Origin of the sequence: Candidatus Poriferisodalis sp., assembly GCF_965215815.1 — a bacterium.
Classification (GTDB): domain Bacteria; phylum Actinomycetota; class Acidimicrobiia; order Acidimicrobiales; family Poriferisodalaceae; genus Poriferisodalis.
On record NZ_CBDCEO010000013.1, the window covers coordinates 1,950,180 to 1,976,611 of the forward strand.

At 66.5% G+C, this 26,432-nt stretch carries 19 protein-coding genes; 11 read left to right on the forward strand and 8 right to left on the reverse strand.

The features are described 5' to 3' along the window. Nucleotides 1-336 precede the first annotated feature (336 nt). On the forward strand, nt 337-1,227 hold the full coding sequence (locus tag ACOOHB_RS18755; protein ID WP_420446311.1) for a hypothetical protein: 891 nt from the start codon (nt 337-339) through the stop codon (nt 1,225-1,227). Between the two features lie 177 nt (nt 1,228-1,404). Here the strand turns inward: ACOOHB_RS18755 and ACOOHB_RS18760 are convergent, their stop codons facing one another. After that, nucleotides 1,405-1,587, reverse strand: a complete 183-nt coding sequence (locus ACOOHB_RS18760) for a hypothetical protein (RefSeq protein WP_420446312.1) — start codon at nt 1,585-1,587, stop codon at nt 1,405-1,407. A gap of 149 nt (nt 1,588-1,736) precedes the next feature. On the opposite strand from ACOOHB_RS18760, the gene ACOOHB_RS18765 reads away from it, so the two are divergent. Further along, nucleotides 1,737-3,470 carry a hypothetical protein gene (locus ACOOHB_RS18765; RefSeq protein WP_420446939.1) on the forward strand — a complete coding sequence of 578 codons (1,734 nt, stop codon included), beginning with the start codon at nt 1,737-1,739 and terminating at the stop codon, nt 3,468-3,470. Between the two features lie 188 nt (nt 3,471-3,658). Further along, nucleotides 3,659-7,078: a carboxyl transferase domain-containing protein gene (locus ACOOHB_RS18770; protein ID WP_420446313.1), complete on the forward strand. Its 3,420-nt coding sequence runs from the start codon at nt 3,659-3,661 to the stop codon at nt 7,076-7,078. 65 nt (nt 7,079-7,143) lie between these two features. On the opposite strand, the gene ACOOHB_RS18775 is transcribed toward ACOOHB_RS18770, so the two are convergent. Next, a complete protein-coding gene (locus ACOOHB_RS18775) occupies nt 7,144-8,622 on the reverse strand; it encodes an MFS transporter (protein ID WP_420446314.1) in 1,479 nt (492 codons plus the stop codon). Between the two features lie 51 nt (nt 8,623-8,673). Between ACOOHB_RS18775 and ACOOHB_RS18780 the strand changes: the two genes are divergently transcribed. After that, nucleotides 8,674-9,738, forward strand: a complete 1,065-nt coding sequence (locus ACOOHB_RS18780; RefSeq protein WP_420446315.1) for a zinc-dependent alcohol dehydrogenase — start codon at nt 8,674-8,676, stop codon at nt 9,736-9,738. 34 nt (nt 9,739-9,772) lie between these two features. On the opposite strand, the gene ACOOHB_RS18785 is transcribed toward ACOOHB_RS18780, so the two are convergent. The 3 genes from ACOOHB_RS18785 to ACOOHB_RS18795 form a co-directional block, all read right to left on the reverse strand. Then, nucleotides 9,773-10,003 (reverse strand): hypothetical protein, encoded by a 231-nt coding sequence (locus ACOOHB_RS18785; RefSeq protein ID WP_420446316.1) that lies wholly within the window; start codon nt 10,001-10,003, stop codon nt 9,773-9,775. A gap of 140 nt (nt 10,004-10,143) precedes the next feature. Beyond that, on the reverse strand, nt 10,144-10,494 hold the full coding sequence (locus ACOOHB_RS18790) for a hypothetical protein (protein WP_420446317.1): 351 nt from the start codon (nt 10,492-10,494) through the stop codon (nt 10,144-10,146). A gap of 82 nt (nt 10,495-10,576) precedes the next feature. Further along, a complete protein-coding gene (locus ACOOHB_RS18795) occupies nt 10,577-11,326 on the reverse strand; it encodes a hypothetical protein (RefSeq protein WP_420446318.1) in 750 nt (249 codons plus the stop codon). 52 nt (nt 11,327-11,378) lie between these two features. Here ACOOHB_RS18795 and ACOOHB_RS18800 point away from each other — a divergent pair, with 52 nt between their 5' ends. Continuing rightward, a complete protein-coding gene (locus tag ACOOHB_RS18800; protein ID WP_420446319.1) occupies nt 11,379-12,152 on the forward strand; it encodes a recombinase family protein in 774 nt (257 codons plus the stop codon). A gap of 122 nt (nt 12,153-12,274) precedes the next feature. Here the strand turns inward: ACOOHB_RS18800 and ACOOHB_RS18805 are convergent, their stop codons facing one another. Further along, nucleotides 12,275-13,564 carry an aspartate aminotransferase family protein gene (locus tag ACOOHB_RS18805; RefSeq protein WP_420446320.1) on the reverse strand — a complete coding sequence of 430 codons (1,290 nt, stop codon included), beginning with the start codon at nt 13,562-13,564 and terminating at the stop codon, nt 12,275-12,277. 211 nt (nt 13,565-13,775) lie between these two features. On the opposite strand from ACOOHB_RS18805, the gene ACOOHB_RS18810 reads away from it, so the two are divergent. The 6 genes from ACOOHB_RS18810 to ACOOHB_RS18835 all read left to right on the forward strand — a co-directional run bounded on the left by ACOOHB_RS18810 (nt 13,776) and on the right by ACOOHB_RS18835 (nt 23,862). Beyond that, a complete protein-coding gene (locus ACOOHB_RS18810) occupies nt 13,776-15,014 on the forward strand; it encodes an alpha-hydroxy acid oxidase (protein ID WP_420446321.1) in 1,239 nt (412 codons plus the stop codon). A gap of 4 nt (nt 15,015-15,018) precedes the next feature. Next, nucleotides 15,019-17,553, forward strand: coding sequence for a GcvT family protein (locus ACOOHB_RS18815; RefSeq protein WP_420446322.1), 2,535 nt, complete (start codon nt 15,019-15,021; stop codon nt 17,551-17,553). Nucleotides 17,554-17,671: 118 nt separating this feature from the next. Continuing rightward, the gene (locus tag ACOOHB_RS18820; RefSeq protein WP_420446323.1) at nt 17,672-18,859 is read left to right on the forward strand and encodes an ATP-binding protein; all 1,188 of its coding nucleotides are present in this window, start codon (nt 17,672-17,674) and stop codon (nt 18,857-18,859) included. A gap of 267 nt (nt 18,860-19,126) precedes the next feature. After that, entirely contained in the window at nt 19,127-21,625 is a 2,499-nt protein-coding gene (locus tag ACOOHB_RS18825; RefSeq protein ID WP_420446324.1) for an FAD-dependent oxidoreductase, read from the forward strand. A 119-nt stretch (nt 21,626-21,744) separates the two neighbouring features. After that, nucleotides 21,745-23,310 (forward strand): trimethylamine methyltransferase family protein, encoded by a 1,566-nt coding sequence (locus ACOOHB_RS18830; protein WP_420446325.1) that lies wholly within the window; start codon nt 21,745-21,747, stop codon nt 23,308-23,310. Nucleotides 23,311-23,319: 9 nt separating this feature from the next. Further along, nucleotides 23,320-23,862, forward strand: coding sequence for a shikimate kinase (locus ACOOHB_RS18835; RefSeq protein WP_420446326.1), 543 nt, complete (start codon nt 23,320-23,322; stop codon nt 23,860-23,862). 7 nt (nt 23,863-23,869) lie between these two features. Here the strand turns inward: ACOOHB_RS18835 and ACOOHB_RS18840 are convergent, their stop codons facing one another. Both ACOOHB_RS18840 and ACOOHB_RS18845 read right to left on the reverse strand, forming a co-directional pair. Then, nucleotides 23,870-25,093, reverse strand: a complete 1,224-nt coding sequence (locus ACOOHB_RS18840; protein WP_420446327.1) for a CaiB/BaiF CoA transferase family protein — start codon at nt 25,091-25,093, stop codon at nt 23,870-23,872. A 114-nt stretch (nt 25,094-25,207) separates the two neighbouring features. Then, nucleotides 25,208-26,290 (reverse strand): sucrase ferredoxin, encoded by a 1,083-nt coding sequence (locus ACOOHB_RS18845; protein ID WP_420446328.1) that lies wholly within the window; start codon nt 26,288-26,290, stop codon nt 25,208-25,210. Nucleotides 26,291-26,432: the final 142 nt, after the last annotated feature.

The window sequence follows — 26,432 nt, forward strand, 5'->3', positions numbered from 1 at the left end:
ACGGCGGCCCAAATCCCCGAACGAGACCCGTTGATGCCAGCGGTATCGATGTCGTCCTCGTGGATCTGGCTACCGAATCCGTACCCGACAGCGTTCGCCAAGCACGGGAGCGGACCATTCTGTGCAATAAACTCATGTTGTCATGCGGGTGATAAATCCCAGGAACGCGATCTGCCGTGCGGAGCATGCGTTCAGTCCAGAGCCCTCACATCAGCCAGCGACCAACAGGCGGCGAGCCTGCAAGCCTTGAGGACGTCTGTGCGGGGGTGCCGAAGGGACCCGCGCCGCCGACGCGCTGAGTCAGGCGCCGTTCCCTCGGCGCGTCCCACCCTGTTCGTGCGCGTCGTCGGCGTTGTCCTGACGGCCCTGGCGATGGGCGGCGTGCTTCTCATCCCACAAGTTGTCGAGGCCCAGAGCACGCAAGTTGATTCCACGGTGGTGCCTCCCAGCTCGGCGTTGGTGCCGGAGGGTTTGGCGACTGGTGACCGGTTCCGGGTGCTGTTCCTCACTTCGTCCACGCGCACTGCCACCTCGACTGACATCGGGGACTACAACGCGTTCGTGCAGACCGCCGCCGCGGCGGGCCACGAGGCGATCGGGGACTACAGCGGCGGTTTCCGTGCTGTGGCGAGCACCGCTGACGTCGACGCCCGCGACAACACCAACACCACGGGCGCGGGCGTGCCCATCTACTGGCTCCGCGGCAACAAGCTCGCCGACGACTACGCCGACTTCTATGACGGCACCTGGGACGACCAGACCAACGGGACCGACGAGTCCGGCTCGGCCCGCAGCATCTCCGCCGATGCCGACCGGGCATGGACCGGCAGCGACCACGACGGGACCGAACTGACCACCCAGGGCTTTCCCAAGAGCCTGGGCGGCGGCGGCACTTTCTTCGCGTCCGCCGGCGCGCTCGACGGCTCGCTGTCCAGCGACGGCCCCCTGAGCGGCCGAACAGCCGTGCGGAACTCCTCGCGCCCGCTCTACGCCCTCTCCGAAGTGTTCGTCGTCGGCCCGGATGTGACGGTGTCCAGGGACGACTTGGGCGTCGTTGAGGGAAGCACGGCGACTTACACGTTGGTGCTCGATGCGGAGCCGTCGGGCAATGTGACGATCGATGTGACCGGCGGGGGGGACGTGACGGTCGAGCCGACCTCGCTGACCTTCACTGCCTTCACTGCCGGACTGGGACATGGAGCAGACGGTGACGGTGAGCGCTGCTGAGGATCTCGACACGGTGAACGACCTCGTGTCGGTCACCCACGCGGTGGACTCTGGCAGTGCCCCGGAGTATGTAGTGCTCAGCGTGGACAGCTTGGCTGTGACTGTCAACGACAACGACACCGCGGGGGTGTCGGTGTCGAGGCAGTCGCTGAGCGTGGATGAGGGGGGCAGCGGGATCTACACGGTGCGGCTGGCCTTCCAGCCCACGGACAGTGTGAGGGTCGATGTGTCCGGCGGGGGGGACGTGACGGTCGAGCCGGCCTCGCTGACCTTCACTGCCGCGGACTGGGACATGGAGCAGACGGTGACGGTGAGCGCTGCTGAGGATCTCGACACGCTGAACGACCTCGTGTCGGTCACCCACGCGGTGGACTCTGGCAGTGCCCCGGAGTACGTGGGGCTCGGCGTCGACAGTGTGGCTGTGACTGTCAACGACAAGTGTGGCTGTGACTGTCAACGACAACGACGACCCGGCGGTGACGGTGAGCTTCGAGCGGGGGAGCTACCCGGTGGCCGAGGGCGGGACGGTGACGGTGACGGTGCGGCTGAGCGCGGTCCCCGAGCGGACGGTCACCGTGCCTCTCATCAGGACCCATCAGGGTGGCGTGTCCTCCTCGGACTACTCGGGCGTCCCCGACAGCGTGCGCTTCGGAAGCGGCGACATGGTCAGGTCGTTCACGTTCAGCGCCGCCGAGGACCCTGTCGAGGATGACGGCGAGAGCGTGAGGCTGGGTTTCGGTGCCTTGCCTGTGAGGGTGACCGCGGGGGCTACCAGCGAGGCCACCGTGTCCATCGCCGACGTTGTGCCGGCCATCCCGAATCGGCCGCCGACGGTGTCGGCCACGGCTGAGCCCGACGCGGCCACCGGCCTCGATGGCGAGGTTGCAGAGGACAACTCTGTGCTGCTGAGGTGGACGCTGCCCGTCCAGCCCACCGGCATAACCGTCGCGAGAGTGCTGGTGCAGCAACGCATCAGCGGCACCGCGTTCTCTGCTCCGTCGTGGGACACGGTGGCCACGCTGGCGGCCTCTGCGGCCTCGCACACGGTCGAGGGACTTGGGGAGAACGCGACCGCCTGGTTCCGCGTCCGGTTGATGACCACGGACGGCCGCTTCGCCGACTCGCGCCCGCTCAACGTGCGGTCGCTGTCCGAAACGCCGGCGCCGCGTGGCTTCGCGGCGAGCTGGCCGACCCAGACCAGCATCACGCTGGACTGGTCCACGCTGGAAACCGCTGCGGAGTACAAGCTGGAGTACCTCAAGCACGGCCAGAGCGGCTGGACCAGGATCAGCGGCGAGTTCGACGATCTCCCCAGCACGACGGACAACCGACAGGTGTTCGGCGTGGCGGCCGGTCTGGACTGCAACAGCGGCTACGACTTCCGGGTGAGCGCCCGCGGCGGCGGCGACACGCGGATCGACGGCAGCCGCTATCGCTCCACGCGCTTCGGCTCCTACGCCACCACCTCGGCGCAGACCGGGGAATGCGCCCAGCCTGAGCGGATCACCAACCTGCTGGTCTCGGTGGAGCCGACATGCGCCACCCTCACCTGGACGCCGCCCTCGGGCGACCGCGACACCGGCTACAAGGTGGAGCGCTACAGCTACGCCGACAACCGCGCCCAACGCTCGGCGCAGGTAACGCTGGTGGAGCAGGCCGATCGCGTCGCCACCCGCTATGAGGACTGCTCGGCGGTGTACCGCACTGACGGCGCCGAACACGTGTACATCGTGACCGCCCTGGACAACAACCCCGAGCCCGATGAGGAGGGCGCATTCGCCAGCGCCTACACGGCGCTGTTGGCCTACGGCCCCAGCCGGGAGCCGGAAGGCCCCCACAACGTGCGCCTCACCCACGACACACCCACCAGCCGCACACTCGCCTGGGATGCGCCGCGGGACCCGTGGCTGTCCACCCTCAAGACGGCGCGCGCCGGGTCCGGGCCCCAACAGGTCGTGACCGACCCGTGGACGACCGGCTACCGGGTGGAACGCCACGAGTACCGCCCGACCGAGACCGGGGGCTGGTTCCTGCCGGACCCCCACGAGTGGGACAAGCTGCGCGACGAACAGACTCCCGCCGACACCAGCACCACCTACACCGACGCGACTGACAAGGGCGACAAGCAATACGTGTACCGGGTCTGGGCGTACAACAACCGGGGGCTCAACTACTACTCCTTCCGGGGCGAGTGGGCCTTCAACGGCAGGCGCCCCGGCGGAGACCCCGATCCGGCGGGGTAACGCAGTCCTAGAGGGGTCGCCCACTGCTCCGCCTCTCACCGGGAGACCCGCCGGTGGGGACAATCGCCAAGCAGGCACAACTCCGGGGCGGCGGCTCAGTGTCCGCCTGGACTTGTACCCGATGGATACCGAGAATGCGCCAGAATCCACAGTGCTCGGCCGAATCGTGGCCATACCGAGGGGGAATCGTGAGCTTCACCCGTGTCCTGATCGCCAATCGCGGCGAGATCGCTATCCGCATTGCCAAGGCAGCCGATGCGCTGGGTATCGAGTCGGTTGCCGTCTACGCGCCGGTCGACGAGCGCTCGCTGCACCTCACCGCCGCGACCACTGCGGCTGTTCTGCCGCACGGCGATCCGGTGGCGGCGTACCTGGACATGTCCGCATTGCTGCAGATCGCGGCCGAGCACGGCTGTGACTGCGTCCACCCCGGCTATGGATTCCTTGCTGAGAACGCAGGGTTCGCCCACGCATGCGCCGAAGCGGGGCTTGCGTTCATAGGCCCGGGCGCCGGCGCGCTTGAGCTCTTCGGTGACAAGGTCCGCGCACGGACCCTGGCCACCTCGCTTGGCATTCCCGTCGTGGGGGGATCGAACGGAGCGGTCGCCGATGCGGCCGCCGCAGCAGATGCGGCCGCCGCGGTCGGGTTGCCAATCATGTTGAAGGCGGCCGCTGGCGGGGGCGGACGCGGCATGCGCGCCGTGGATCGCCTCGAAGACATCGCCGAAGCGTTTGAACGGTGTTCGGGCGAAGCCACAGTCGCATTCGGCGACGGCACCGTCTTCGTTGAACGTCTCGTGGATCGGCCGCGTCACATCGAAGTACAGGTGCTGGCTGATCGGCACGGCAACGTGGCCCACCTGTGGGAGCGGGACTGCTCCGTCCAGCAGCGCAACCAGAAGGTGATCGAGATCGCCCCGGCTGGCGGAATCAGTGTCGACGTGCGCGACCAACTCCATGCCGAAGCCGTGCGGCTCGCCGCCGAGGCGGGCCTGGTGAATGCGGCGACGGTCGAGTTCCTGGTGGTGCCCGAGACCGGCGAGCACTACTTCATTGAGTGCAACCCGCGCATCCAGGTTGAGCACACCGTCACCGAGCAGGTCACCGGCGTCGATCTCGTCGAAGCCCAATTCCGCATCGCAGCGGGTGAAACTCTCGCAGCGCTGGGCGTCGGCGCGGCTGGCGTCGCCGAGCCTCGCGGGTATGCCGTGCAGGCTCGCGTAGTCGCAACCGGCTCGGGTGCGATCTCGGCGTACCAAGAGCCGTCAGGCGCGGGAGTGCGTGTCGATGCCGCTGGGTATGCCGGCTACGCCCCGCCGCCGCACTACGACCCTCTGCTTGCCAAGGTCATCGGCACCGCAAGCTCCCTCGAAGCTGCGGTGGCCCGCACGGCATCGGCCTTGGCCGACTTCCACATCGGCCAGCTGCCCACGAACATCGGCCAGCTCCGCAAGATCCTGGACCACCCGGCGGTGAGCCGCAGCGACGCTCGCACGACGCTGTTGGCCGAGATGTCGACGACACCAGGTGGCGCGGTGGGCAGCTCCAACGGCGCGCAAGTCGGTGACGCCTCGCGCCGCGCTGCACTGCTCGAGCCGGCGACGCCAGGGTCCGCTGCCGTGCCTGTCACCGCGCCGGCCCTGCCGATGTCGACGTGGCCGGACCGCGAACTCAATGACGGCGAGATCGCCGCGCGCAGCCCGCTGCCAGCCAGCGTCGTCGAGATACGGGTAAGCACGGGCGCCACCGTGGCAGCAGGGCAAGCCATTGCCGTGCTGTCTGCCATGAAGATGGAGACCGAGGTCACCGCTCCTTGCGGCGGCACAGTCACGGAGCTGCGACAGCTCCAGCCCGGCGACCAACTGGCTGAGGGCGACGTGGTTGCCGTCTTGGCTTCGGAGATATCTGCGGGAGATGTGCCGGGAGCGGCCGGGGCGCCTCCCAGCGGCTGGGAGCCGCAGCTGGATGAGGTGCAGACGTTGCAGCGGCTCGCCGAAGAACGCCTGGGGCCGGACTCCGACGAGCCCGGCGTGGTGCGCCAGCGCAACCGAGGCAAGCTGCACTGCCGGGACCGCATCCGCCTGCTGCTCGACGAGGGCAGCTTCCGCGAGGTCGGCAGCCTGGCGGGCTTCGCCTCCTACGACGACGAGGGCGAGATTGCGGCGTTCACCCCCGCTAACCACGTCGGCGGCACCGGCAAGATCAGCAGCCGTGACGTAGTGGTCTGTGCCGACGATTTCACCTCGCGCGGCGGCCATGCCGACGGGGCCATCGGCGCCAAGAGCTTCTACCTCGACCTGCTCTCGACGGAGCTGGGAGTGCCGTCGATCCGGCTCCTCGACGGCTCGTCGGGCGGCGGCAGCGTCGCCTCGATGGTGCCCGAGCAGCGCAAGGAAGGGGAGAGCAGTGCCAAGGAGAGCACCGGAGCCATCAAGGCTGGTCGCCCACGGGTAAGCGGCGGCGGCGGTTCGTTTCTGCCGTCACACCTGGGCAGCACCGAGTACGCCGAGCAGCTCGCGACCGTGCCGGTGGTCAACATGCTGCTCGGCAGCGTGGTGGGCATCGGTGCGGCGAAGGCCGTGTTGGGCCACTTCGCAGTGATGGTGCGCGACATCTCGCAGCTGTTTGTGGCCGGACCACCGGTGGTGAGTCATGCGATGGGCTACGACATCTCCAAGGAGGATCTCGGCGACTGGCGCATCCACTGCACGAACGGCTCGGTCGACAACCTGGCCGACACCGAGACCGAGGCTGCCGAGATGGTGCGGCGGTTCCTGTCGTACCTGCCGCCGTCGGTTTATGAGACGCCGCCGGTGCTGTCGCCCGACCCCAGAGACCCGCCGGACCGCCGTGACGACGAGCTGTTGACGCTGGTCCCACGCAAGCGCACAACGACGTTCGACATCCGCCGGGGGATCGATCTGATCGTCGACAGAGGCTCGTTCTTCGAGATCGGCTCGCTGTGGGGCACTGACCAGGTGGTCGGCTTCGCTCGGATGCATGGCCACCCGGTGGGCGTGCTGGCGTCGGACAGCCGTCACGTCAACGGCGGGGCGCTCACGGCCGACGGCTGCGACAAGCTGACCCGCCACATCGACCTGTGCGACCTGTTCCACATGCCGATCCTGAACCTTGTCGACAATCCGGGTTTTGCGGTCGGAGTGGAGCACGAGATCGCGGGCACGATCCGCAAGGGCGCCACTTGGATGACGGCGTTCGCGCAGGCCAGCGTGCCGATCTTCACGGTGCTGATGCGGCGCAGCTTCGGTGTAGCCGGCAACAACTACGCCACGCCCCGCCGACAGCACAGCGCTCGGGTTGTGTGGCCCGCAGCGGACGTCGGCGGCATCCCGCCCGAGGGCGGCATTGAAGCTGCGTATAAGCGGCAGCTCGCCGAGGCTCAAGACCCGGTCGCACTGCGAGCCGAGCTGGAGGCGCGCATCGAAGCAGCACGAGGCCCGATCGGGCCGCTGAACCGCTTCCAAATCGAGGAAATGATCGACCCCCGCGACACCCGACGCCTGATCTGCGAGTGGATCGACGGCGCTTATCGAATCGCCAGCCGGCCGGCTCAGCTCGTGGCGCGTCCAATCGCATTCCGTCCCTGACCTCGCTGCGCCACCAGTGTCTCGGCCCGCAGCCGCAACTCGGAATGGTCGCGGAGCGCGTGAACTCAGACGGGTTCGACCGACCAAACTTCGGGCGCGCCGCGTGGGCGGATCGGCGGGATGTGCCTGCCGGCAGCGCCGTTTGCATCAGCCATGACGAGAGCCTCGTCGCGACCACCGCTCGCGCCGTTGCTGCTGTGAGCCAGAACAGGCTGGGGCGCAGGAACCAGCGGACCCGGCGCAGCCACCACGCGTCGTGTTTGAGGTACAGCGGTCGACGGCGGTGCGTTGAGGTAGTCACGCGTGGGCTCGCCGCCGAAGCTGTATACGACGAGTCCGGCGGCCCCGACCAGGGCGAGGGCGTAGTACGCGATCCGGTAGTCGTAGCTGTCTTCGAGGATCCCGGTGAGGAGGGGCCCGCCACCGACGCCAGCGATCATAAGAAGCGACCCGAGGCCGTAGATCCGGGGATACTCGCGCACCCCAAAAGCATCGACGAGCATGAGCGGGTGCAGCATGAGCAGGTTGCCCATCGCGCTGCCCAAGATGAGTGTTCCGACGAAGACCGCTGGCTTCGTGTCGGCATTGGCGAGCAGATAGAGACCGACGAGCTGCACGCAGATCAAGAACGATGCGAGCCAGCGAAGGGGGATCTTGATGGCTGCCATGCCTCCGACCAGCCGAGCCACAACGCTCGTCACTGCGAGGGAGGTGAGCGCTCCGCCCGCGGCGGCGCTCGACAGGCGGTCTTCCGTCAGACTGAAGACGTGCTGGATCGCGCCGACCTGGCTGCCCATGATCAAGACAAAACCAATGGACACGAACACGAAGAACCGTGACCTCACGGCTTCGCGGAACGGGGTGCCAGGCGACGCGGGCGTCGGTTGATCAGACGAGCCGTTGCGCACGACCGGTACGCCATCGGCCTGCAAGCCCAGCTTCTGCGGTGAGTCGCGAACAAACAGCCAGGTCGCCGCCAGAACAGAGCCGAAGAACATGAGGGCGAAGGGCATCGCCCATTTCGCCAACGATTCCCGGTTGACGAGCCCGGCGAGCAGTTGAGAGCTGAGGACACCCCCGACGGAAAGGCCTGTCGACGCGATCGCCAGCGCGACCGAGCGTCGACGCTGGAACCAACGCGTCACGAGGGTGGTCGTAGGTACGAGGCCGTTCAAAGCGAAGCCGGCACCGAAGATCGGCATGACCACGATGAGATGCCATTCCTCGCGGACTTCGCCGAGCATCGCCAAGCCCGCCGATGCCACAACGGTGCCTACGGTCATGACCCAGCGCACGTCGAATCGGTTGACGAGCCCCCCCGTGAAGTAGCCACAGATGCCCGAAGCGACGAAGAAGATCGCCACGCCCGCACTGGCCCACGCGTTGGCGAAGCCCTGCTCGTCGATAAGGGCGTCCAAGAAGACGCCCTGGGAGTAGAAGGCGAAGCCCGAAGTCAGGGTCATCACGAGGAAGACGCCGGCCAGGACGACCCACCCGCGGATGAACGGCCCGCTGCGCGGTGCTTCGACGAGCGGGGCATTCATCGCCGGACAGCCTGCCAGCTAACTTGCCCGAATGCGTGAGGGAGCGGGCAGATGGAGATGATGAAGGCCGGCCGGATGGTCGACGTCGGACGCATGGAATGCGAAGAGATTCCTGTGCCGTCGCTGGGCGGGATGTCGTCGGACGAAGCTCCGTCGTCTCGGCCCGATGCGGCACTGGGCATGACTTCGGTGCAGCACGACGTGTTGGTGCGTTCGGAGATGGCCTCGATCTGCGGCAGCGACCTGCACATGGTGATGATGGGCGCCGGGCTCGCGCACCGCACACCGTGCCCGCACGGGTTCCCCGGCCACGAGGGCATCGGCATGGTGGTGGAGAGCCGAACGCCGAGCTTGCCCGAGGGCACCCATGTGCTCGCCTTCCCGAATCCGCCGGTAGGCGAGTGCTTCAACGCTTACCAACGCGTCGGAGCCGGGTACTGCGTGCCGCTTCCGGCCTGCGACTTGCCCCGGTCGTACCTCCTCATGGCCCAGCAGCTCGGCACCGTCATCTATGCCATGCGCCAGCATCCCCGTGACGTGGCGGGCGAGACCGTCATGGTGATGGGCCAGGGCTCCGCCGGGCTGTTCTTCACGCATCTGCTGAAGCGAGCCGGAGCTGAGCGGGTCATTGTCTCGGACCTCTCAGAAGCGCGTTTGGCGGTGTCCCAGGCCTACGGCGCGGACGAGTGCCTGAACGCCTCTGAGCTGGACAACCGTGGCGTCATCGAGGCCGTGCGCGACATCACCGGCGGTCGCGGGGCCGACTACGTCGTCGAAGCGGTTGGCCGTTCGGACACGTTCCTCGATTCGGTCGAATTGGTGCGCATGGACGGACAGCTGCTGTGGTTCGGGTTGCCGTCGACCGACGACAACATTCATGTGCGATTCCAGAAGTTCTTCCGCAAGCGGCTCTCTGCTGCCAGCACCTACGGGGCCCAGGACGAGCCCGGTTCCATGTCATTCCGCCAGGCGTTGCGCATGATCGCCTCGGAAGACATCGACGTGTCGCCGCTGCTGAGTCATGTCTTCGACGTCAGCGATATCGGCAATGCGTTCCGACTCGCTCATGAACCGCACGAAGCCGGCGCGCTCAAGGTTTCCATCAGCTTCGACTGACGCGCCTACGACCACTAACCCCTTGGAACAGCCTCTACAGGCTGCGTTGTTTGTGTCGTTGGCGTGCTCGCAGGCCGATCCAGCCGAGCGCTCCGAACGCAAGCGCTGGTATGAAGCTGGTCGTGTAGTCGAAGCCGGCGACCTGCCGGAACAGAAGTGCGCCGAAGATGATCGGTCCCGACACCCACAGCGCGAACGACTGGCGTTCTTTGAACTCGGGTGACGACAGGTCTGTTCGCCACCATTGCTGCTGTGTGTGGTTCATCCCTGCTTCTCTATGTGCCTATCGGCCGCAGCGCTGCCGTCACTGTTCGCGTCGTTGCCGCTGTGTCGCTCGTCATGGTCGCAGGTTAGTTCGCTGCGCTCATTGCCAGCGTCTGCGGCCGTCAGGCGACTTCGGCGCTTTCATTGGCCCTGGGCGGCGAGAGCGGCCTGGCATGTTGCCGTCGCCCACGCTCGCGTGCCTTGAATGGAGTGGGTGCCCTGGCCGTTCACGTAGCGCACGACCTCCCCGATCTCCTCGCCGTCCGCTTTGAAGAACCCGAACCCGCTCCATGCTGAGCAGTAGTTGAGGGCAGTCTGCACAGGCCCCTCGTCGTCAGCGGTTTCGTCGTCAGCGGCTGGCGGCGAGTCCTGTTCGTTGTTGCCATTCGGATCGGTCGATTCCGGTGTGGTGGTCCCGGTCGGCGGCGGTGTCGGCTCGACATTGCTGAGGTCCTCGAAGAACTCGGTCACGCTGTCCACAATCAACGGCACGCCGTAGGCGACCCCGAGGCAGGTGAGGCCGGTCGCGACGCCGCCGCTCCACGCGATCGTGCAGACGAACTGTGTCGCTGCATCAGCGAGGTCGTCGAGAGCGCCGTTCGGATTTCCTTCCAGCCCATTCAGCTCGCGGTTCGATCATCGACGTGCCGTCGCACACCAATCCGATACGGGCGTCGCGCTGGCCTGCCACAGTGCAGATTGCGTCAGCGGCGATGTTGCGCTCGGTGCTGGTGTCCTGCTGGTTCTGGCTATTGTGCTCATCCCGCTGATTGCTCTGACTGCCGCTGCCTTGCTGGTTGCACCCGGCTTGTGGTGGGTGCGTATCGCATCGGCCCGGGCGGCCAGAGCCAGAACCGTCGTCGTCTTCTTCTTGTTCGTCGTCGGGGTCGGGCGTGGCTGAGGGCGGGTTGGAGAGTCCGGTGCCGTCGCTGCTGCCCTGCCCGTCGTTTTCGTTCTCGTTTTCGTCTTCTTGTTCCTCGTCGTCGGGCGTGGCTGAGGGCGGGTTGGACAGTCCGGCGCCGTCGCTGCTGCCCTGCCCGTCGTTTTCGTTCTCGTTTTCGTCTTCTTGTTCCTCGTCAGGATCCGGGCCGGGGTCCATATTGGGGTTCGGTCCGGGGTTCGTGATAGGCGAGGGTGTCGGATGAGTATGCGGCACGGGTACCCGTCGGCAATTGAAATTCATGCCCGAGATGGGGTCGTAGTCGCAACGCTCGCGGGTGCGTGTATCCGCCCCGGCTGGCGACATCGGCACCGCGACTAATGCGGTCAACAGCAATAGGAACGCTGCAAGCGCGCCCAGTGGTTGGAATCTTGTTGGTTGCATGAACGGTTCTCCTTCTTGTGTCGGAACCGTTCGTTTCAGGTACAGTCGTTTTATGACTGAACGAACGTATGCAACCCCCTGTGCGAGAGCGATCTCCTACGCGCGGGTGTCCACCGGATCGCAGGCCGAGTCGGGCCTGGGCACCGACGCCCAGCACCACGCCGTGGACCAAGAGGCAGCCGCACGCGGCTGGCACGTGATCGAGCGCATCACCGACGACGCGGTCTCGGGCACCACCCCCGCCCAGCTCCGCCCGCAGCTGCGCGAAGCGCTCGACAAGCTCGGCCGCGGCGACGCCGACGTGCTCGCGGCCGCGCGCGGCGACCGGCTGGGGCGCTCGGTGGTCGAGCTGCTGGGGCTCTACGAGCGTGCTGAGGCCGAGGGCTGGAAGCTCGTCACCCTCGACGCCCCTGCCGGCCTAGCAGGCCCCGAAAGCCGCTTGTTCGTTGGGGTACGCGCCCTCATAGCGGAGTTCGAAGCCGCCATGGCACGGGCGCGCACCACCGACGCACTGCACGCAGCACGACTGCGCGGCCAGCGGCTGGGGCGCCCCAGCCGCCACGCGGAATCGACCAAGGCCCTCGCAGCGCAGTTGCGCTCAGCAGGCCACAGCCAGGCCCAGATCGCAGCAGCGCTCACCCAAGCAAGCATCCCCACGCCCACCGGCAACACCGCATGGAGCCGATCCTCGGTCGCGTCCTTGCTGCGCACCATCGACCACGACGCAGCCGCACAAGCCCACCGACATGCCCGACAACAGCGGGACAACAGCACCGAGCTGACCCAGCAGCACCCCGCAGGAGAACCACCTCAGAAAGCGGCTTGACGAGGCGTTCGAGGCTGCGTACAATACGAACGTTTCAGGCGCACCCAAAAAGCTCCCTGACCAGTAGGTTTCTGGGTGCGTAAACGTTCTAGCGGCCCAAGACTGTGGCTGGCGAAGCCGATTCAGTCGATTGCTTCGATGGCGGCGACGAGGAGATCCAGTCCCTCGTCCATCTCGGCTTCGGTCACGTTGAGCATCGGGGTGATGCGGATGACGTTTCCGTAGAGGCCGCCCTTGCCCACCAGTAGGCCCAGATCCTTGGTGCGCTCCAGCAGGGCGCCAGCGGTCACAGCGTCGGGCTCGATGCTGTCGGGATGGCAGAACTCGATGGCCTGCATCAGCCCCTTGCCACGCAGTTCGGCGATGTGCGGCGACGCGTCACATACGGGCGCGAGGCGCTCCCGCATCTGGGCTCCTCGGGTGGCGGCGTTGGCCTGCAAGTTGTTCTCGAGGACATAGCGCAGCGTCGCCCGGCCTGTGGCGGTCGACAGCGGGTTCCCGCCGAAGGTGGTGATCGAGTTTCGAGTCAGGCAGTTCATCAGCTCGGCTCGGGCCACGATGCCCGCCAGCGTGATGCCGTTGCCGACACCCTTGGCGAACGTGATGGCATCGGGCGTGATGCCGTGCGCCTCATATCCCCAGAAGTGCTCGCCTGTGCGTCCCCAGCCGGTTTGGACCTCGTCAGAGATGAACAGGATCCCCTCCGAAGCCAGCACCTTGCCCATTGCGCCGAAGAAACCGTCTGGCGGCATGGCGAATCCCCCGACGCCCTGGATGGGCTCGGCGATCAGCGCCGAGAAGCCACCCGAGTCGGTCATGTCGATGAGCTGGATGAGGTCCTCCACGCAAGCATCGGTGAAGGCGTCGTCGTCGAGGTGCCGGAACGGGCTACGCAGCCGGTAGCCGCCTTGCACGAACTGCACGTCGAGCCCGCTGAAACTGGTCGTCGACCAGGCACGGTGGCTGGTGATCGCCTGGGCCGTGAGCGAGCGGCCGTGGTAGCTGTTGCGCATCGCCAGCACCTGGTTGCTCTTGCGGTAATTGGTGGCCAACAGGATCGCAGTGTCGTTTGCCTCGCTGCCGGAGGTGGTGAACAGCACCCGCGGGTCAGGAATTCCCGACACAGCAGCGACCTCCTCGGCAAACGAGATCATTTCCTCGTTCAGGTACAGCGTCGAGGTGTGCATGACCTTGGCCGCTTGCGCCTGCACGGCCTGAGCCACGACGGGATTCGCGTGCCCGATCATGGTCGTGAGGATCCCGCCGAAGAAGTCCAGGTAGCGATTGCCCTCATTGTCGAAGACGTAGCTCCCTTCGCCGCGGTCGATCGAGATCGGTCGCTCGTACAGCGGGCTGATGAAGCTGGGCATGATCGCCCGGTAGCGCTCGGCAAGTTCGGCGGTCGCGGCCATGTGGGCTCACTTTCGCATCGGAGGGGACGTTCCACCCAAGCCGCAAGCGGAGGTGCATGCGGGACGGGCTCTGTGCAGTTCGGGCACATCGTAGAGTTCGATGGCACCCGGTCCGATCGGGCGGTGCTCGAGATGGGCATGCACATTCGGGCCGGCTTTTATCTGACGTGTCCAAGCGGACCCTGAGCGGCCGGCAGAGGGGAGGCAGGCGATGGTGGGCCTGACGAAATGGGTCACACAGGCCTATGAGACCGCCCGCAGCGTCATGCAGTTCGGCGAGTTCGAACGGGATGCGGACAAGCGGCACCTGATCCGAGCGGCCGATGTGTCCGACCTGCGCCGCATGGCCAAGCGCCGGATGCCGGGTGGTTGCTTCGACTACATCGACGGCGCGGCGGAGGATGAGATCAGCGCCGAGCGAAGCGTGTCGGCGTACCACCGGTGGCAGTTTCGTCCTCGTGTGCTGCGCGATGTGACCGAGGTGGACATCTCGGGCAAGGTGCTGGGCCAGGACGTACCCATACCGCTGGTGATCGCACCGACGGGCTTCGACCGCATCGCCCATTCCCAAGGCGAGCTGGCGGTGGCCCGCGCCGCTGAGCGTGCCGGCATTCCCTACTCGCTGTCGACGATGGGCACGCGCTCAGTCGAAGAAGTGGCCGAAGTGTGCTCGGGGCGCAAGTTCTTCCAGGTGTACGTGTGGCGTGACCGCGAGCTGATGGCCGATCTGCTGCAGCGGTCCGCCGCCTGCGGGTACGAGGCGATCATGATCACGGTCGACACGGCGGTGCTGGGCCGTCGCGAGCGCGACGTGCGCCACGGGTTCAGCCTTCCGCCGAAGCTGGGGCCAGACACGATCATCGACGGCCTGCTGCACCCGCGATGGCTGTTCGATTTCTTGAGCAACGAGCCGATCAAGTTCTCCAATTGCGAGGGGGCGACCGGCGGTGATGGCGGCGATGCGGTCGCGCTTGCCGACTACGTCAACAGCCAGTTCGACCCGTCGCTGTCGTGGGATGACATCGAGTGGTTCCGCGAGCGCTGGGACGGCCCGGTGATGCTCAAGGGCGTGCTGTCGCCGGACGACGCCAAGATCGCCGCCGACATGGGGCTCGACGCCGTGATCGTGTCCAATCACGGGGGGCGCCAGTTGGACGGAGCGCCGTCTCCGGTGGAGTGCGTGCCGGCGATCCGCGAGGCCGTCGGCGATCGCTGCGAAGTGATCTGCGATGGTGGCATCCGGCGCGGCAGCGACATCGTCAAGGCGCTGGCGCTGGGGGCCGACTCGGCGATGATCGGCCGTGCGTATCTGTATGCCCTCGGTGCTGCCGGCGAGACCGGCGTGGATTGGGTGCTCAACTACTTCGTCGAGGGGATGATCCGAACGATGCGCCTGAACGGCGTTCGCTCGGTCGCCGACTTGACGCCTGACTTGCTTGAACGCGTCTGAACCAGTGGCGACTGCGAGAGAAACTGTGGGGCGCAGCCTGCCTGACCGAGCCGAAGTGGTGGTGGTCGGCGGTGGGGTTGTGGGTTGTGCGATCGCCTACCACCTTGTGCGTCGGGGCATTCGGGACGTGCTGCTGCTGGAGCAGAACCAGCTCACGTCGGGCACTACCTGGCATGCGGCTGGGTTGGCGGCGCAGCTCAAGGCGACGTACAGCCTGACCAAGCTCGCTACGTACTCGGTGCGGCTCTTCGAGGCGCTGGAAGACGAAACCGGTCAGGCCACGGGTTTTCGGGCACCGGGTTCGATCTCGGTGGCGTCGGACGCAGAACGCTGGGACGAGATCCTGCGAGGCGCCTCGATGGGGGCCTCCATGGGCGTCGAGTCCCGGCAGATCGACATGGACGAGCTCTCGGAGATGTGGCCGCTGATCCGCACCGACGATCTGGTGGGCGCGCTGTACCTGCCAGATGACGGCATGGTCTCGCCTGTTGACGTGACGATGGCGCTGGCAAAGGGGGCACGAGCGCACGGTTGCCGCATCGTCGAAGGCGTCGCGGTGACGGGCCTCGAGACGCGCGACGGCGCAATCTGCGGTGTGCGCACTGAGTCGGCAGGCAGCGCAGACGAAGCCCCCGATCACCTCATCGAGACCGAGACGGTGGTGCTGGCCACCGGCATGTGGACCCGCCACCTGGCAGCGCAGATCGGTGTCAACGTGCCGCTGCAGGCCTGCGAGCACTTCTACGTCGTGACCGAGCCACTCGATGGCATCGATGTGACGACGCCCATCATGCGCGATCCCGGCAACTTCTCGTACTTCAAGGAGGAGACCGGCAAGCTCATGGTCGGTTTCTTCGAACCGGAGGCCAAGGTCTGGCGCCTGGGCGGCGTTCCTCGGGACTTCAGCTTCGGCACCCTCGACGAGGACTGGGACCACGTCGGACCTGTGTTCGAGCGGGCCTGTCACCGTGTGCCCGCACTCGAGGACTGCGGCGTGCAGCTCTTCTTCAACGGTCCCGAGTCATTCACGCCCGACGGCGTGTACTACCTCGGCGAGGCTCCCGAAGTGGACGGCTGTTTTGTGGCGGCCGGCTTCAACTCCGTCGGCATCCAGTCCGCGGGCGGAGCCGGATGGGTGCTCGCCGACTGGATCGCTGACCGGCACCCGCCGATGGATCTCTCAGCGGTGGACATCCGGCGTGCCATGCCGTTCCAGGCCGACGAGGGTTATCTCGCCGAGCGGATCAGCGAGAGCCTCGGGCTGCTGTATGCGATGCACTGGCCGTTCTTCCAGTACACGAGCGCTCGCGACCAGCGCCGCTCGCCGCTGCACGACGCGATGGACGCGGCAGGCGCCGTCTTCGGCGAGACCGCCGGTTGGGAGCGGGCCAACTGGTTTGCCGAGCCGGGCCAGGAGCGCGAGTACCGCTACAGCTACGGCAAGCAGAACTGGTTCGACAATGCGGGTCGGGAGTGCGAAGCGGTACGCAACGGCGTGGCCGTGTTCGACCAGTCGTCGTTCGCCAAATTCACGGTTCGCGGACCCGATGCGCTCGACGTGCTCGACACCCTCAGCGTGGCGTCGGTGGATGTGGAGCCGGGTCGGGCGGTGTACACCCAGTGGTGCAACGAGCGCGGTGGCATCGAGGCCGATCTGACGGTGACACGGCTGGGGGATGATGACTTCTGGGTCGTCACATCCGCGGCTACGCAGACACGTGATTGGGCGTGGCTGCGGCGGGCTTGCCGTGGCCGGGACGTTGAGATAGCGGACGTCACCGACGAGTGGGCCGTGCTGGGATTGATGGGACCACAGGCGAGGGACCTGCTGGGCAGGGTCACCGATGCGCCGCTCGACAATGAGACGTTCGGGTTCGGCAGCGCCAGGCACATCGACATTGCAACGTCAGCGGGCTCAACGTCGGTCCTGGCGGTACGCATGAGCTACGTCGGCGAGCTCGGCTGGGAGCTGTACGTGCCGAACGCCCAGGCGGTCGTGGTGTACGAGGCGCTGAAAGATGCCGCCGAGGCCGCCGACGGGTTGGAACTGGTGCATGCCGGCTACCACGCCATGAACACGCTGCGCCTTGAGTGCGGCTACCGGCACTGGGGCCACGACATCAGCGACGAGGACACGCCGCTCGAATCTGGGCTCGGGTTTGCGATTGCATGGGACAAGCCCCGCGACTTCATCGGCCGTGCGGCGCTCGAAGCACAGCGTCACCAGCCGCGCACGCGCCGCCTGGTGCAGTTCCGTCTCGAAGATCCCGACCTGCTCGCGTACCACGACGAGCCGATCCGTCGTGACGGAGAACTCGTCGGCCGGGTCACGTCGGCCATGTGGAGCTACACCGAAGACCGCTGCCTGGCAATGGGTTATGTCACCCACCCGACTGCAGCCGACCCGGATCCGCAGCCCGTCACCAAGTCCTGGCTCGAAGCCGGCAAGTTCGACATCGAAATCGCCGGCCGCCGAATCAACGCCACACCCTCACTAAGAAGCTTCTACGACCCCACCAACCAGCGCATCCGCCTCTGACTGCACGATCTCATGCGGCAGGTGTCACCAACGGCACCGGCGCGTACGTTCAGCGAAAATATTGCAATACGCAACTTGAAGTTGCGTATTGCATGAATTCTATGGGTAGAATCGTGCAATGATCCAGCGTGAGATAGCCCCCTTGCTGCCACGCTTGTTCCGGCAGTATCCGTTCGTTTCCGTGACCGGGCCGCGGCAGTCGGGCAAGACAACGTTGTGCAAGTCCGTCTTCGCGACCTCAGGTGTCGAGTACATCAGCTTGGACGCGCTCGATATCCGTGAGCGAGCCAAGCACGACCCACGGGGATTCCTGCGCGACCTCGGCACGCCCGCTGTCATCGACGAAGTCCAGCATGTGCCGTCACTTTTCTCGTATCTCAAGGAAGCGGCAGATGCCAGCGGCGCCAACGGTTTGTACGTACTGACGGGCAGCGAGAACTTCGCGCTCAACGAGGCGGTCAGCGAATCGCTCGCCGGCCGCGTTGCACAGCTGCGGTTGCTGCCGTTCTCGCTCGAAGAACGCCGCACGGCAGGCGGGGGCGGATCGTTCAGCGACATCGCTTATGGAGGCTTCTACCCGCGGATCATCGATCAGCAACTCGAACCCCACCAAGCGCTCGCCGACTATGTCGACACCTACGTCGAACGGGACGTGCGCCGGATGGGAGGTGTCGGTGATCTGTCGGCCTTCAGGCAGTTCGTCGCCCTGTGCGCTGGCCGGGTCGGCACCTTGCTGGATATGACGTCGCTCGGCAACGATGTCGGCGTTTCTCGGACGACCATCCGGAACTGGCTCACCGTGCTCGAACGCAGCTATATCGCCTTTCTGTTGCCGCCCTTCCACGCCAACGTCCGCAAGCGACTGGTGAAGTCTCCGAAGATCTACTTCTACGACGTCGGCCTCGCCAGCCACCTTGTGGGGCTCCAAGAAGCGGGCCAGGTGACGACTCACCCCTTGCGAGGCCAGCTGTTCGAGAACATCGTCGTCGCCGAGACCGTGAAGCACTGCTACAACCGCGGCCGTCGGCCCCGGCTCAGTTTCTATCGAGATTCGAACAAGCTTGAGTGCGACCTGCTCTATGAGACCGGGCGCGGCATCAACGCCATCGAGGCGAAGTCGGGCGCCACGGTGGCGTCTGACTGGCTGCGGCCGCTGGACCGTGTCGCTAGGACGGTGCCCGGCGTCGCTGCGCAGACGGTCGTGTACGGCGGCCAGCAGTCCCAGTCTCGCACCGAAGTCGACATCGTGACACTCGATCAGTTTCCTGCGGCACTGGCGCGATTTGACGCCGGGGCTGCGGCCTGAGGGCGCCTTTTGGAGACTGCATGGGGAAGGGCCGACATGGCTGCCAGCGAGGTTGCACCCTCCGATGCCGACGTCGCACGTATTGCCGAGCCCTTGTGGACCAATTGCGCGCAGTGGTGCGCGGAGGGGTGGTAATTTGCGCGCACCACGTCGGCATGCCACGGGGTCGGTACCGGGGGGTACGGCTCACGTCTGGCCAGGATCATTGGGGACCTGTGTATGACTGAGCAGGTGCGTCATGGCTGAGCACGCGCAGCATCCCTGACCATGCCTGAACAAGCGCAATGCGTGATCGTCGGCGGCGGCGCGATGGGCGCCGGCTTGCTGTACGCGCTCGCGCACGAGGGATGGACGGACACGATCCTCGTTGAGAAGGGCGAGCTGACGTCTGGGTCGACGTGGCACGCTGCCGGCCTCATCCCGAACTTCATCGGCGACCTCAACATGGCCAAGGTCCACCAGGAGGCCATCTCGCTCTATCCGCGCATCGAGGCCGAGACCGGGCTGTCGGCAGGGTGGCATGGATGCGGGGCGATCCGGTTGGCACGTACCGCCGACGAGGCCGACTGGCATCACTACGTCCACGCCATGCTCACCCAGATCGGCGTGGAGTCGCACCTCATCGGCCCCAGCGAGATCGCCGAATTGCATCCACTGCTCACCGATCTCGACGACGTCCAGCTTGGCTTCCATACGCCCCACGACGGCTGGACCGACCCGTCGAGCTGCACCAACGCCATGGCGAAGGGCGCCCGCGATCTGGGCTGCCGGATCATGCGGCACACGCTCGTCACCGGCATGACCCAGCGGCCCGACGGCACCTGGGATGTAGCTGTCGTTCGGGGCGGCGCCGATCCGGCCCGACGTCGCAACGGAGCCAACGGCGAAGACGACCGCGAGATCATCCACTGCGAGCACGTCGTCAACGCCGCAGGGCATTACGCACCACAGCTTGGAGCGATGATCGGGCTCGACGTGCCGATCGTGTCGGTCATCCACCAATACCTGGTCACTGAAACGGTGCCCGAGGTCGCGGCACTCGGGTTCGAGCTGCCGGTTGTTCGCGACCCGCGCGCCTCGTGCTACTACCGGCAGGAAATCGACGGGCTGCTCATCGGCCCCTACGAGATGAGCGGTGCTCGGGCGTACGGCATCGACGGCATCGACTGGGATCTGCACTTCCACCTGCCGGGCCAAGACCTCGATGTGCTCGAGGAGTGCCTGGATTTCGCGCAGCAGCGCATCGGCGTGCTCGCGTCGGCTGGCATCAAACAGGTCGTCTCGGGGCCGATCACCCACACGCCCGACTCGGGCTACCTGATGGGGCCGGCCCCGGGAGTGCGCAACTACTGGCACTGCAACGGGGCGTCCATCGGCATCACCCAAGGCCCCGGCGCCGGCAAGTACCTCGCTCAGTGGATCGTGCACGGTCAGACCGAGATCAATGTGCGCAGCATGGACCCGCGCCGGTTCGGCGACCACACCGGGCCCAAGTCGGCATTCGCCTACGACAAGGCCATCGATGAGTACCACGAGATGTACCAAGTGCGACTGCCGGGTGAGCAGCGCGACGCAGGTCGGCCGATCAAGACCACACCGCTGTGGAGCCGGCTGGATGCTCTGGGTGCGCGGTGGCAGGAGATCTACGGCTGGGAGCGTCCCCAGTACTTCGCTCCCGACGGCACGCCCGAGGCCCACTCGTTCCGACGTTCGAACGCACACGACCTCGTCGGCGCTGAGGTGCGCGGGGTACGCGAACGGGTCGGCGTGGCTGATCTCAGCGCGTTCGCCAAGTTCGAGGTGACCGGCGCCGCCGCCGCCGCCCTGCTCGACCGGTTGTCCGCCAACCGTCTGCCGGGGCGAGACGGCGGCATCCGCCTGACCCACATGCTGACCCCGCTCGGCGGCATCGAGTGCGAGATGACCATTGCCCGTCTTGCGCCGGACCGGTTCTGGTTGGCCTCGGCGATCATGGGCCAGAGCCACGACTTTGACTGGCTGCGCGACCACGTCGAGGACGGTGAGCAGGTCAGCGTGCGCGACGCAACCGACGACACCGCCATCTTGGGTGTCACCGGTCCGCGAGCGCGCGACGTGCTTGCGCCACTGACCGACGCCGACCTCAGCAACGACGCGTTCAGCTGGCTCACAGTCCAACAGATCACCGCGGCGGGAGTGCCGGCGATCGCGCTGCGGGTGTCATACGTCGGCGAGCTGGGTTGGGAACTGCACTGTGGAATGGAGGGTGCCGCCCGCATCTATGACGCGGTGGCCGAGTCGGGCGAGCCTCACGGCCTGGTCCACTTCGGCAGCTACGCGATGAACGTGATGCGCATCGAGAAGGCGTACAAGGCGTGGGGCAGCGAGCTGACCACCGAGATCACTCCGGTGGAGGCGCGCCTCGGGCGTTTCGTTGATTACCAACGGCCGTTTGTCGGTCGCGACGCCGCCGCGGCGCGCCGCGAATGCGAAGAGCGCGGCGAGCCGCTGTCGATGGTGCTGGTGTACTGCGAGGTGGACGCCACCGACAACGAAGTGCGGGGCAACGAGCCCGCATTCGCGCCCGGCAGCGACGAGCCCATGGGAATCGGCACGAGCGGCGCCTGGGGCCACACCGTGGGCCGCAGCCTCGCCTTCGTGTACGTCGATCCCCGCTTCGAAGCACCCGGCAGCACCTTCGAACTTGACCTGCTCGGCGAGCGTCGCACCGCCACCGTGCTCGCAGAGGCCGCATATGACCCCGCCAACAAGGCGCTCCGCGCCTGACAGAAAGAACAGGCTCCGCGCCTGACACGAATCACAGGCTTCCCACTTGGGCAGCAGACGAGGCCGTGAGCGCCTCAGCGAGCACAACGACGACGAGCGCCCTGGAGGTGTTCCCCGCAATGGCAGACACCAGTCCTCCCGAAGCACCGCGGCGCCGCCGCGGCGGCGGCCGAGCGGGACGCATCGCTGTTCGCGAGGCCGTTCCCGAAGCTGATCGCCGGCCGGTCCGCCCGGGCCTGCCGGCGGGCCGGTTCAAGCCGCTGTCCGACAGCGACATGCAGCAGGTCTACGACACCGCCCTCGGACTGCTCGAAGACGTTGGCATGGGCGAGCCGCTCGACGAGTTCATTGAAGCGGCGACGCCTCTCGGCGGATGGGTCGACGACAACGGTCGCCTACGACTGCCCCGCGGCGTTATCGAGCGGGCCATTTCCACAGCGGCCAAAGAGTGGATCTGGCACGGCTTTGACGACGACCAGTCGGTGCACGTGGGCGGCGAGCACGTCTACTTCGGCACCTCGGGCGCGGCGGTGCTCATATACGACCACGTCACCCGCACGTTCCGGCACTCGGTGGCCCAGGACGTGTACGACTGCGGCCGTCTCGTCGACACGCTGGACAACCTGCACTTCTACGTGCGCACGGTTGTGGCCCGCGACCTGCCCGAAACGCGTGACCTCGACATCACCACGGCATACGCAGTGATGTGCAGCACAACGAAACCGGGCGGATCCTCGTGGTTCGACCCACGTTGGGTGTACGAATCGGTCGAGATGTTCGACCTCGTGCTTGGTGGCCCCGGCGAGTTTGCGAAGCGTCCGTTCATGGCGGCGAACAACACGTTCGTCGTCCCCCCGCTGCGCTTTGCTCACGATTCGGCGAGGTGCCTGGTCGCACAGGTGCGCACAGGCATGCCGATCAACCTGCTCTCGGCCCTACAAGCCGGTGCCACAGCACCCGCGGCGCTCGGAGGCGCACTGGCACAGGCGCTGGCAGAGTGCCTTGGCGGGCTGACCTTCGTGAACCTGCTGTCGCCCGGGCATCCATGCTTGCTGGGATTGTGGCCGTTCGTGTCCGACCTGCGCACGGGAGCCATGAGCGGGGGATCGGGCGAGGAAGGCATCCTCAACGCCGCCGCGGCCCAAGTCGGCCACTGGCTCGGACTGCCCACCGGCGTGGCGGCGGGCATGACGGACTCCAAGGTGAATGACGCCCAGGCCGGCTACGAGAAGGGTCTGAACGTGGGGCTGGCCGCACACGCCGGAGCGAACATCGTCTACGAGTCGGCTGGGATGCTGGCGAGCTTGCTGGCGTGCTCACCTGAAGCACTGGTCATTGACAACGACATGCTGGGCTCCATCAACCGCACCGTGCGGGGGATCGAGGTGAACGCCGACACCCTGTCGGCCGATCTCATCGCCGAAGTCATCGCCGGTCCAGGGCACTTTCTCGGCTCATCGCAGACGCTCGAGCTCATGGAGACCGAGTACCTGTACCCGCTGGTCAGCAACCGGGACACTCCCGAAGACTGGGCCGATGCAGGCAGCCGGGCCGCACACGATGTCGCGCATGAGCGGGTAAAGGCCACGTTGGCCGATCACTGGCCGTCGCACATCAGTCCCACTGTCGACGCCGCCATACGCGACGCCTTCCCGATCAGCCTGTCACCCCAGGGCCGCGCCTAGCTTGAGCCCGTGGCGCGAGATGCGGTTCCCAACGTGGTGCTGACCGGCTTCATGGGGACCGGCAAGTCCACGGTTGGGCGGCTCATCGCGCGCGAACTTGGCTGGGCTTTCGTTGACACTGACGATGTCATCGTGGATCAACACGGGTCCATCGAGGCCATCTTTGAGTCGCGCGGCGAGGACGCATTTCGGGCATTCGAGCGGGAAGTGGCCGCTGAGGTGGCCGGGCGTCAGCGCCATGTCATCGCCACTGGCGGCCGACTGCTGCTTGACGCAGCGAATGCCGACGCTCTCACCGCCACGAGTCGGGTCTTCTGCCTCGTGGCGAACGCGGATGAGATCGTCCGGCGCCTGCGGGCGGACTCTGACGGCCCGGTGCGACCGCTGCTGGCGGGCAAGGATCCGACCGCCGCTGTAACTCGCCTCTTGAACGAACGTGCGGCTGGCTACGGACAGTTTGAGCAGGTCCCGACCGCCGGGCGTTCACCGGAAGACATCGCCGCGGACATCATCGGGCGCCTCGGAATCGCACCGGCGCCGGTGCAGCGCTGAGGGGCGTTCAGTCCGAGGCGACGACGCCGCGCTCGGTCAGATCGGCGATCTCGTCGGCATCGAGGCCCAGCAGGTCCGACAACACCTCGACTGTGTGCTCACCGGCCCGCGGCGCAGGGCCGCGAACGCCCACGTCGGGGGCATTGTGCATACGGAACGGTGCGGCGATGGTCTCGAAGTCGCCGGCTTCGGGATGGTGAATGGTCTCGAAGGCGCCTGTCGCACGCACCTGCGGATCCTGCACCGCCGACGCGGTGTCGTTGATCGGCGCCCAGATGCAGCGGTACTCGTCCAAACGAGGCATCCAGTACTCCGACGGCTTCGACTTCAGGGTGTCTTCGATGTCGGCCACAAGGACACCCATCGCCCGGAATCGTTGCCGGCCGGTCTGGTAGTCGGGATTGGAGAGCAGGTCATCGCGCTCAATGGCCCGGCAGAATCGCGGCCAGGCGTCACCGGTGTCGGGCATCGTGAAATGAATCCACCGACCATCCGCGCACTCGAATGCCTCGAGCATCGGGGAGAGACCTCGATCCCGCGGGCGCTCGGTGTTGGGGCGCCCGTCCACCAGCGAGGTGGAGAGGTCGATCGCAATTGTCCAAGCAGCGGTGCGCAGCAGCGACGACTCCACGACTTGTCCTTCGCCGGTGACGTCGCGGGCGCGTAGACCCGTCATGATCGCACCGAAGAAGGCCAAGCTGGTTGTGTGGTCGCCTTGGCCCGGACGGGCGTGGGGAGGCAATCCGCCGGGCGGCGTGGAAGCCCCGTACAACCCAGAGCGCGAGAAGAACGCTGTGACGTCATAGCCGGGCCGGTCGATCTCGTCGCCCATTTCGCCGTAGCCGGACAGCACGCCGATCACCAGGTCGGGCTTCAGCGCCAGCAGCTCGTCGGTGCTCAGCCCGAAGCGCTCACGGCGCTCGGGGAGCAGGTTCATCACGACGACATCGGACGCTGCGACAAGGCGACGGGCAATGGCAGAGCCATCGGGATCGTCAAGATTCAGCTGAATCGATTGCTTGCCGCGGTTGATGAACTGGAAGGCCACATCAGGGTTGTGAGCTCCCTCGGGCACCTTCGCCTGCTTCATCAGGCCGCGGATCGGGTCACCGCCGATGGCCTCGACCTTGATCACTTCGGCCCCGAGATCGGCCATGATCGCAACGGCCGAGGGTGCAGCGGCGAAGTTTGCGAATTCGGTGACCCGGATTCCTTCGAGCGGTGATGTCATCGCAATTGCCCCTTGTGAGTCGTGATCCGGATAGTCCAGGTGTGCCCGATCGCGACTCGGCAAGGCTAGATCGCCCGACTCGCAGCTGTCCCGACCAGCAATCCGCTGAAGCCCCTAGTGCTCCCGAACGCCGGTGACGATGAACTCCGTCGCTGGCTTGGCCGGTAGACCTCCGAGCGCGCGGCAGGCGATCGTCGGCACGGTTCGCCCCGCCACCACCGACACCGTCCACCCGCGTTCCGCTTCCGCTGCAATGACATCGACGTCCCAACCGTTTGCTGCGGGTTTGAAGCTGACCGTGCGGGCCATGTCTTCGAGCGGCCAGCCGACCTGGGTGAACACGGCGCGTTCAGCGACTTGCGCGGGCCCAGTAGCTGCCCCCCACCATCCCCTGCAGCGGGGTGCTAACGCCGAGGCGTCAGCGGTTCGGTCGAGGATGGCAGCGATCTCGCCTGCTTCGATGCTGGCCCACATACGGCCGTCGGGCAGCGTCATCGCCGTCGGCGCGAAGCGGTGACCTCCGGTGTGGCTGACGCGATAAACGGAGACACGTCCGCTGGCGGTCGGCGCGCCGGCGTACGGCTCATCGACGTCGGAGTCGCGGTACGCACGCAACACTGCTTCAAAATCGGCTGCAAGGCGGGTGCCTTCGCTGCCGCAGCACACGTCGTGACTTCCTTGGGTGCACACGAGTACGGCCCGCTCGCCCTCGGTGTGTCCGAACGAGACGAACCCCTCCCCGTCCGGGATCGGCTCCGATGGCAGGCGGCTTGCCAGATGCTCGAACAGCTGGCGCAGACCGGCGGCGCCGTCAGCTTCGAAGTATGCCGTTTGCGTTCCCGCACCCACGCGCCAATGCAGCACGACCGGGATCCTGTCCGCCCGACTGCGTTCATCGGGTGGCACAACTGCAAGCACCCGCGTCGGGCCCATCGCCAGGTCCGTCATCGGTCTGAAGCCCTCGAGCAGTCCGCTGGCGAACACGGGCTTCGGCCAGGGCAGTGGCATCTCTACCAGCGCCACTGCATCCGCCGAAATGGAAGTGCCGCCGGGATCGGTGCCGATGGCCGAAGCGTGGGCGGCACAGCGTGGCGCCTCGTCATCTGCCGGCAGGAGCGCCAAGACTTCTGGGGCCAGGGGCGGCATCGCCAGCGGCATGCCCTGCTGAGGCATTCCGGCCGCCGGTTCCGATGACATCAGGCCAGCATAGGAAGCCGCTTCGCACTGGGTCGGATGACGGTCCGCTCCCGGGGTCCGTCCCAAGATGTCGATGACGCATCACGGGGTCGCGGCTACGGCATGAGGCAGGCCCGCGGTAGGTTCAGGTTGTGCCGTGGTG

Excerpts from the sequence above, each read along its gene's own strand:
- ACOOHB_RS18800 (WP_420446319.1), top strand. The coding sequence starts at position 11,379 with ATGACTGAACGAACGTATGCAACCCCCTGTGCGAGAGCGATCTCCTAC.
- ACOOHB_RS18820 (WP_420446323.1), top strand. The coding sequence starts at position 17,672 with ATGATCCAGCGTGAGATAGCCCCCTTGCTGCCACGCTTGTTCCGGCAG.
- ACOOHB_RS18825 (WP_420446324.1), top strand. The coding sequence starts at position 19,127 with ATGCCTGAACAAGCGCAATGCGTGATCGTCGGCGGCGGCGCGATGGGC.
- ACOOHB_RS18785 (WP_420446316.1), bottom strand. The coding sequence starts at position 10,003 with ATGAACCACACACAGCAGCAATGGTGGCGAACAGACCTGTCGTCACCC.
- ACOOHB_RS18805 (WP_420446320.1), bottom strand. The coding sequence starts at position 13,564 with ATGGCCGCGACCGCCGAACTTGCCGAGCGCTACCGGGCGATCATGCCC.
- ACOOHB_RS18845 (WP_420446328.1), bottom strand. The coding sequence starts at position 26,290 with ATGTCATCGGAACCGGCGGCCGGAATGCCTCAGCAGGGCATGCCGCTG.
- ACOOHB_RS18780 (WP_420446315.1), top strand. The coding sequence starts at position 8,674 with ATGGAGATGATGAAGGCCGGCCGGATGGTCGACGTCGGACGCATGGAA.
- ACOOHB_RS18830 (WP_420446325.1), top strand. The coding sequence starts at position 21,745 with ATGGCAGACACCAGTCCTCCCGAAGCACCGCGGCGCCGCCGCGGCGGC.
- ACOOHB_RS18795 (WP_420446318.1), bottom strand. The coding sequence starts at position 11,326 with ATGCAACCAACAAGATTCCAACCACTGGGCGCGCTTGCAGCGTTCCTA.
- ACOOHB_RS18775 (WP_420446314.1), bottom strand. The coding sequence starts at position 8,622 with ATGAATGCCCCGCTCGTCGAAGCACCGCGCAGCGGGCCGTTCATCCGC.
- ACOOHB_RS18840 (WP_420446327.1), bottom strand. The coding sequence starts at position 25,093 with ATGACATCACCGCTCGAAGGAATCCGGGTCACCGAATTCGCAAACTTC.
- ACOOHB_RS18810 (WP_420446321.1), top strand. The coding sequence starts at position 13,776 with ATGGTGGGCCTGACGAAATGGGTCACACAGGCCTATGAGACCGCCCGC.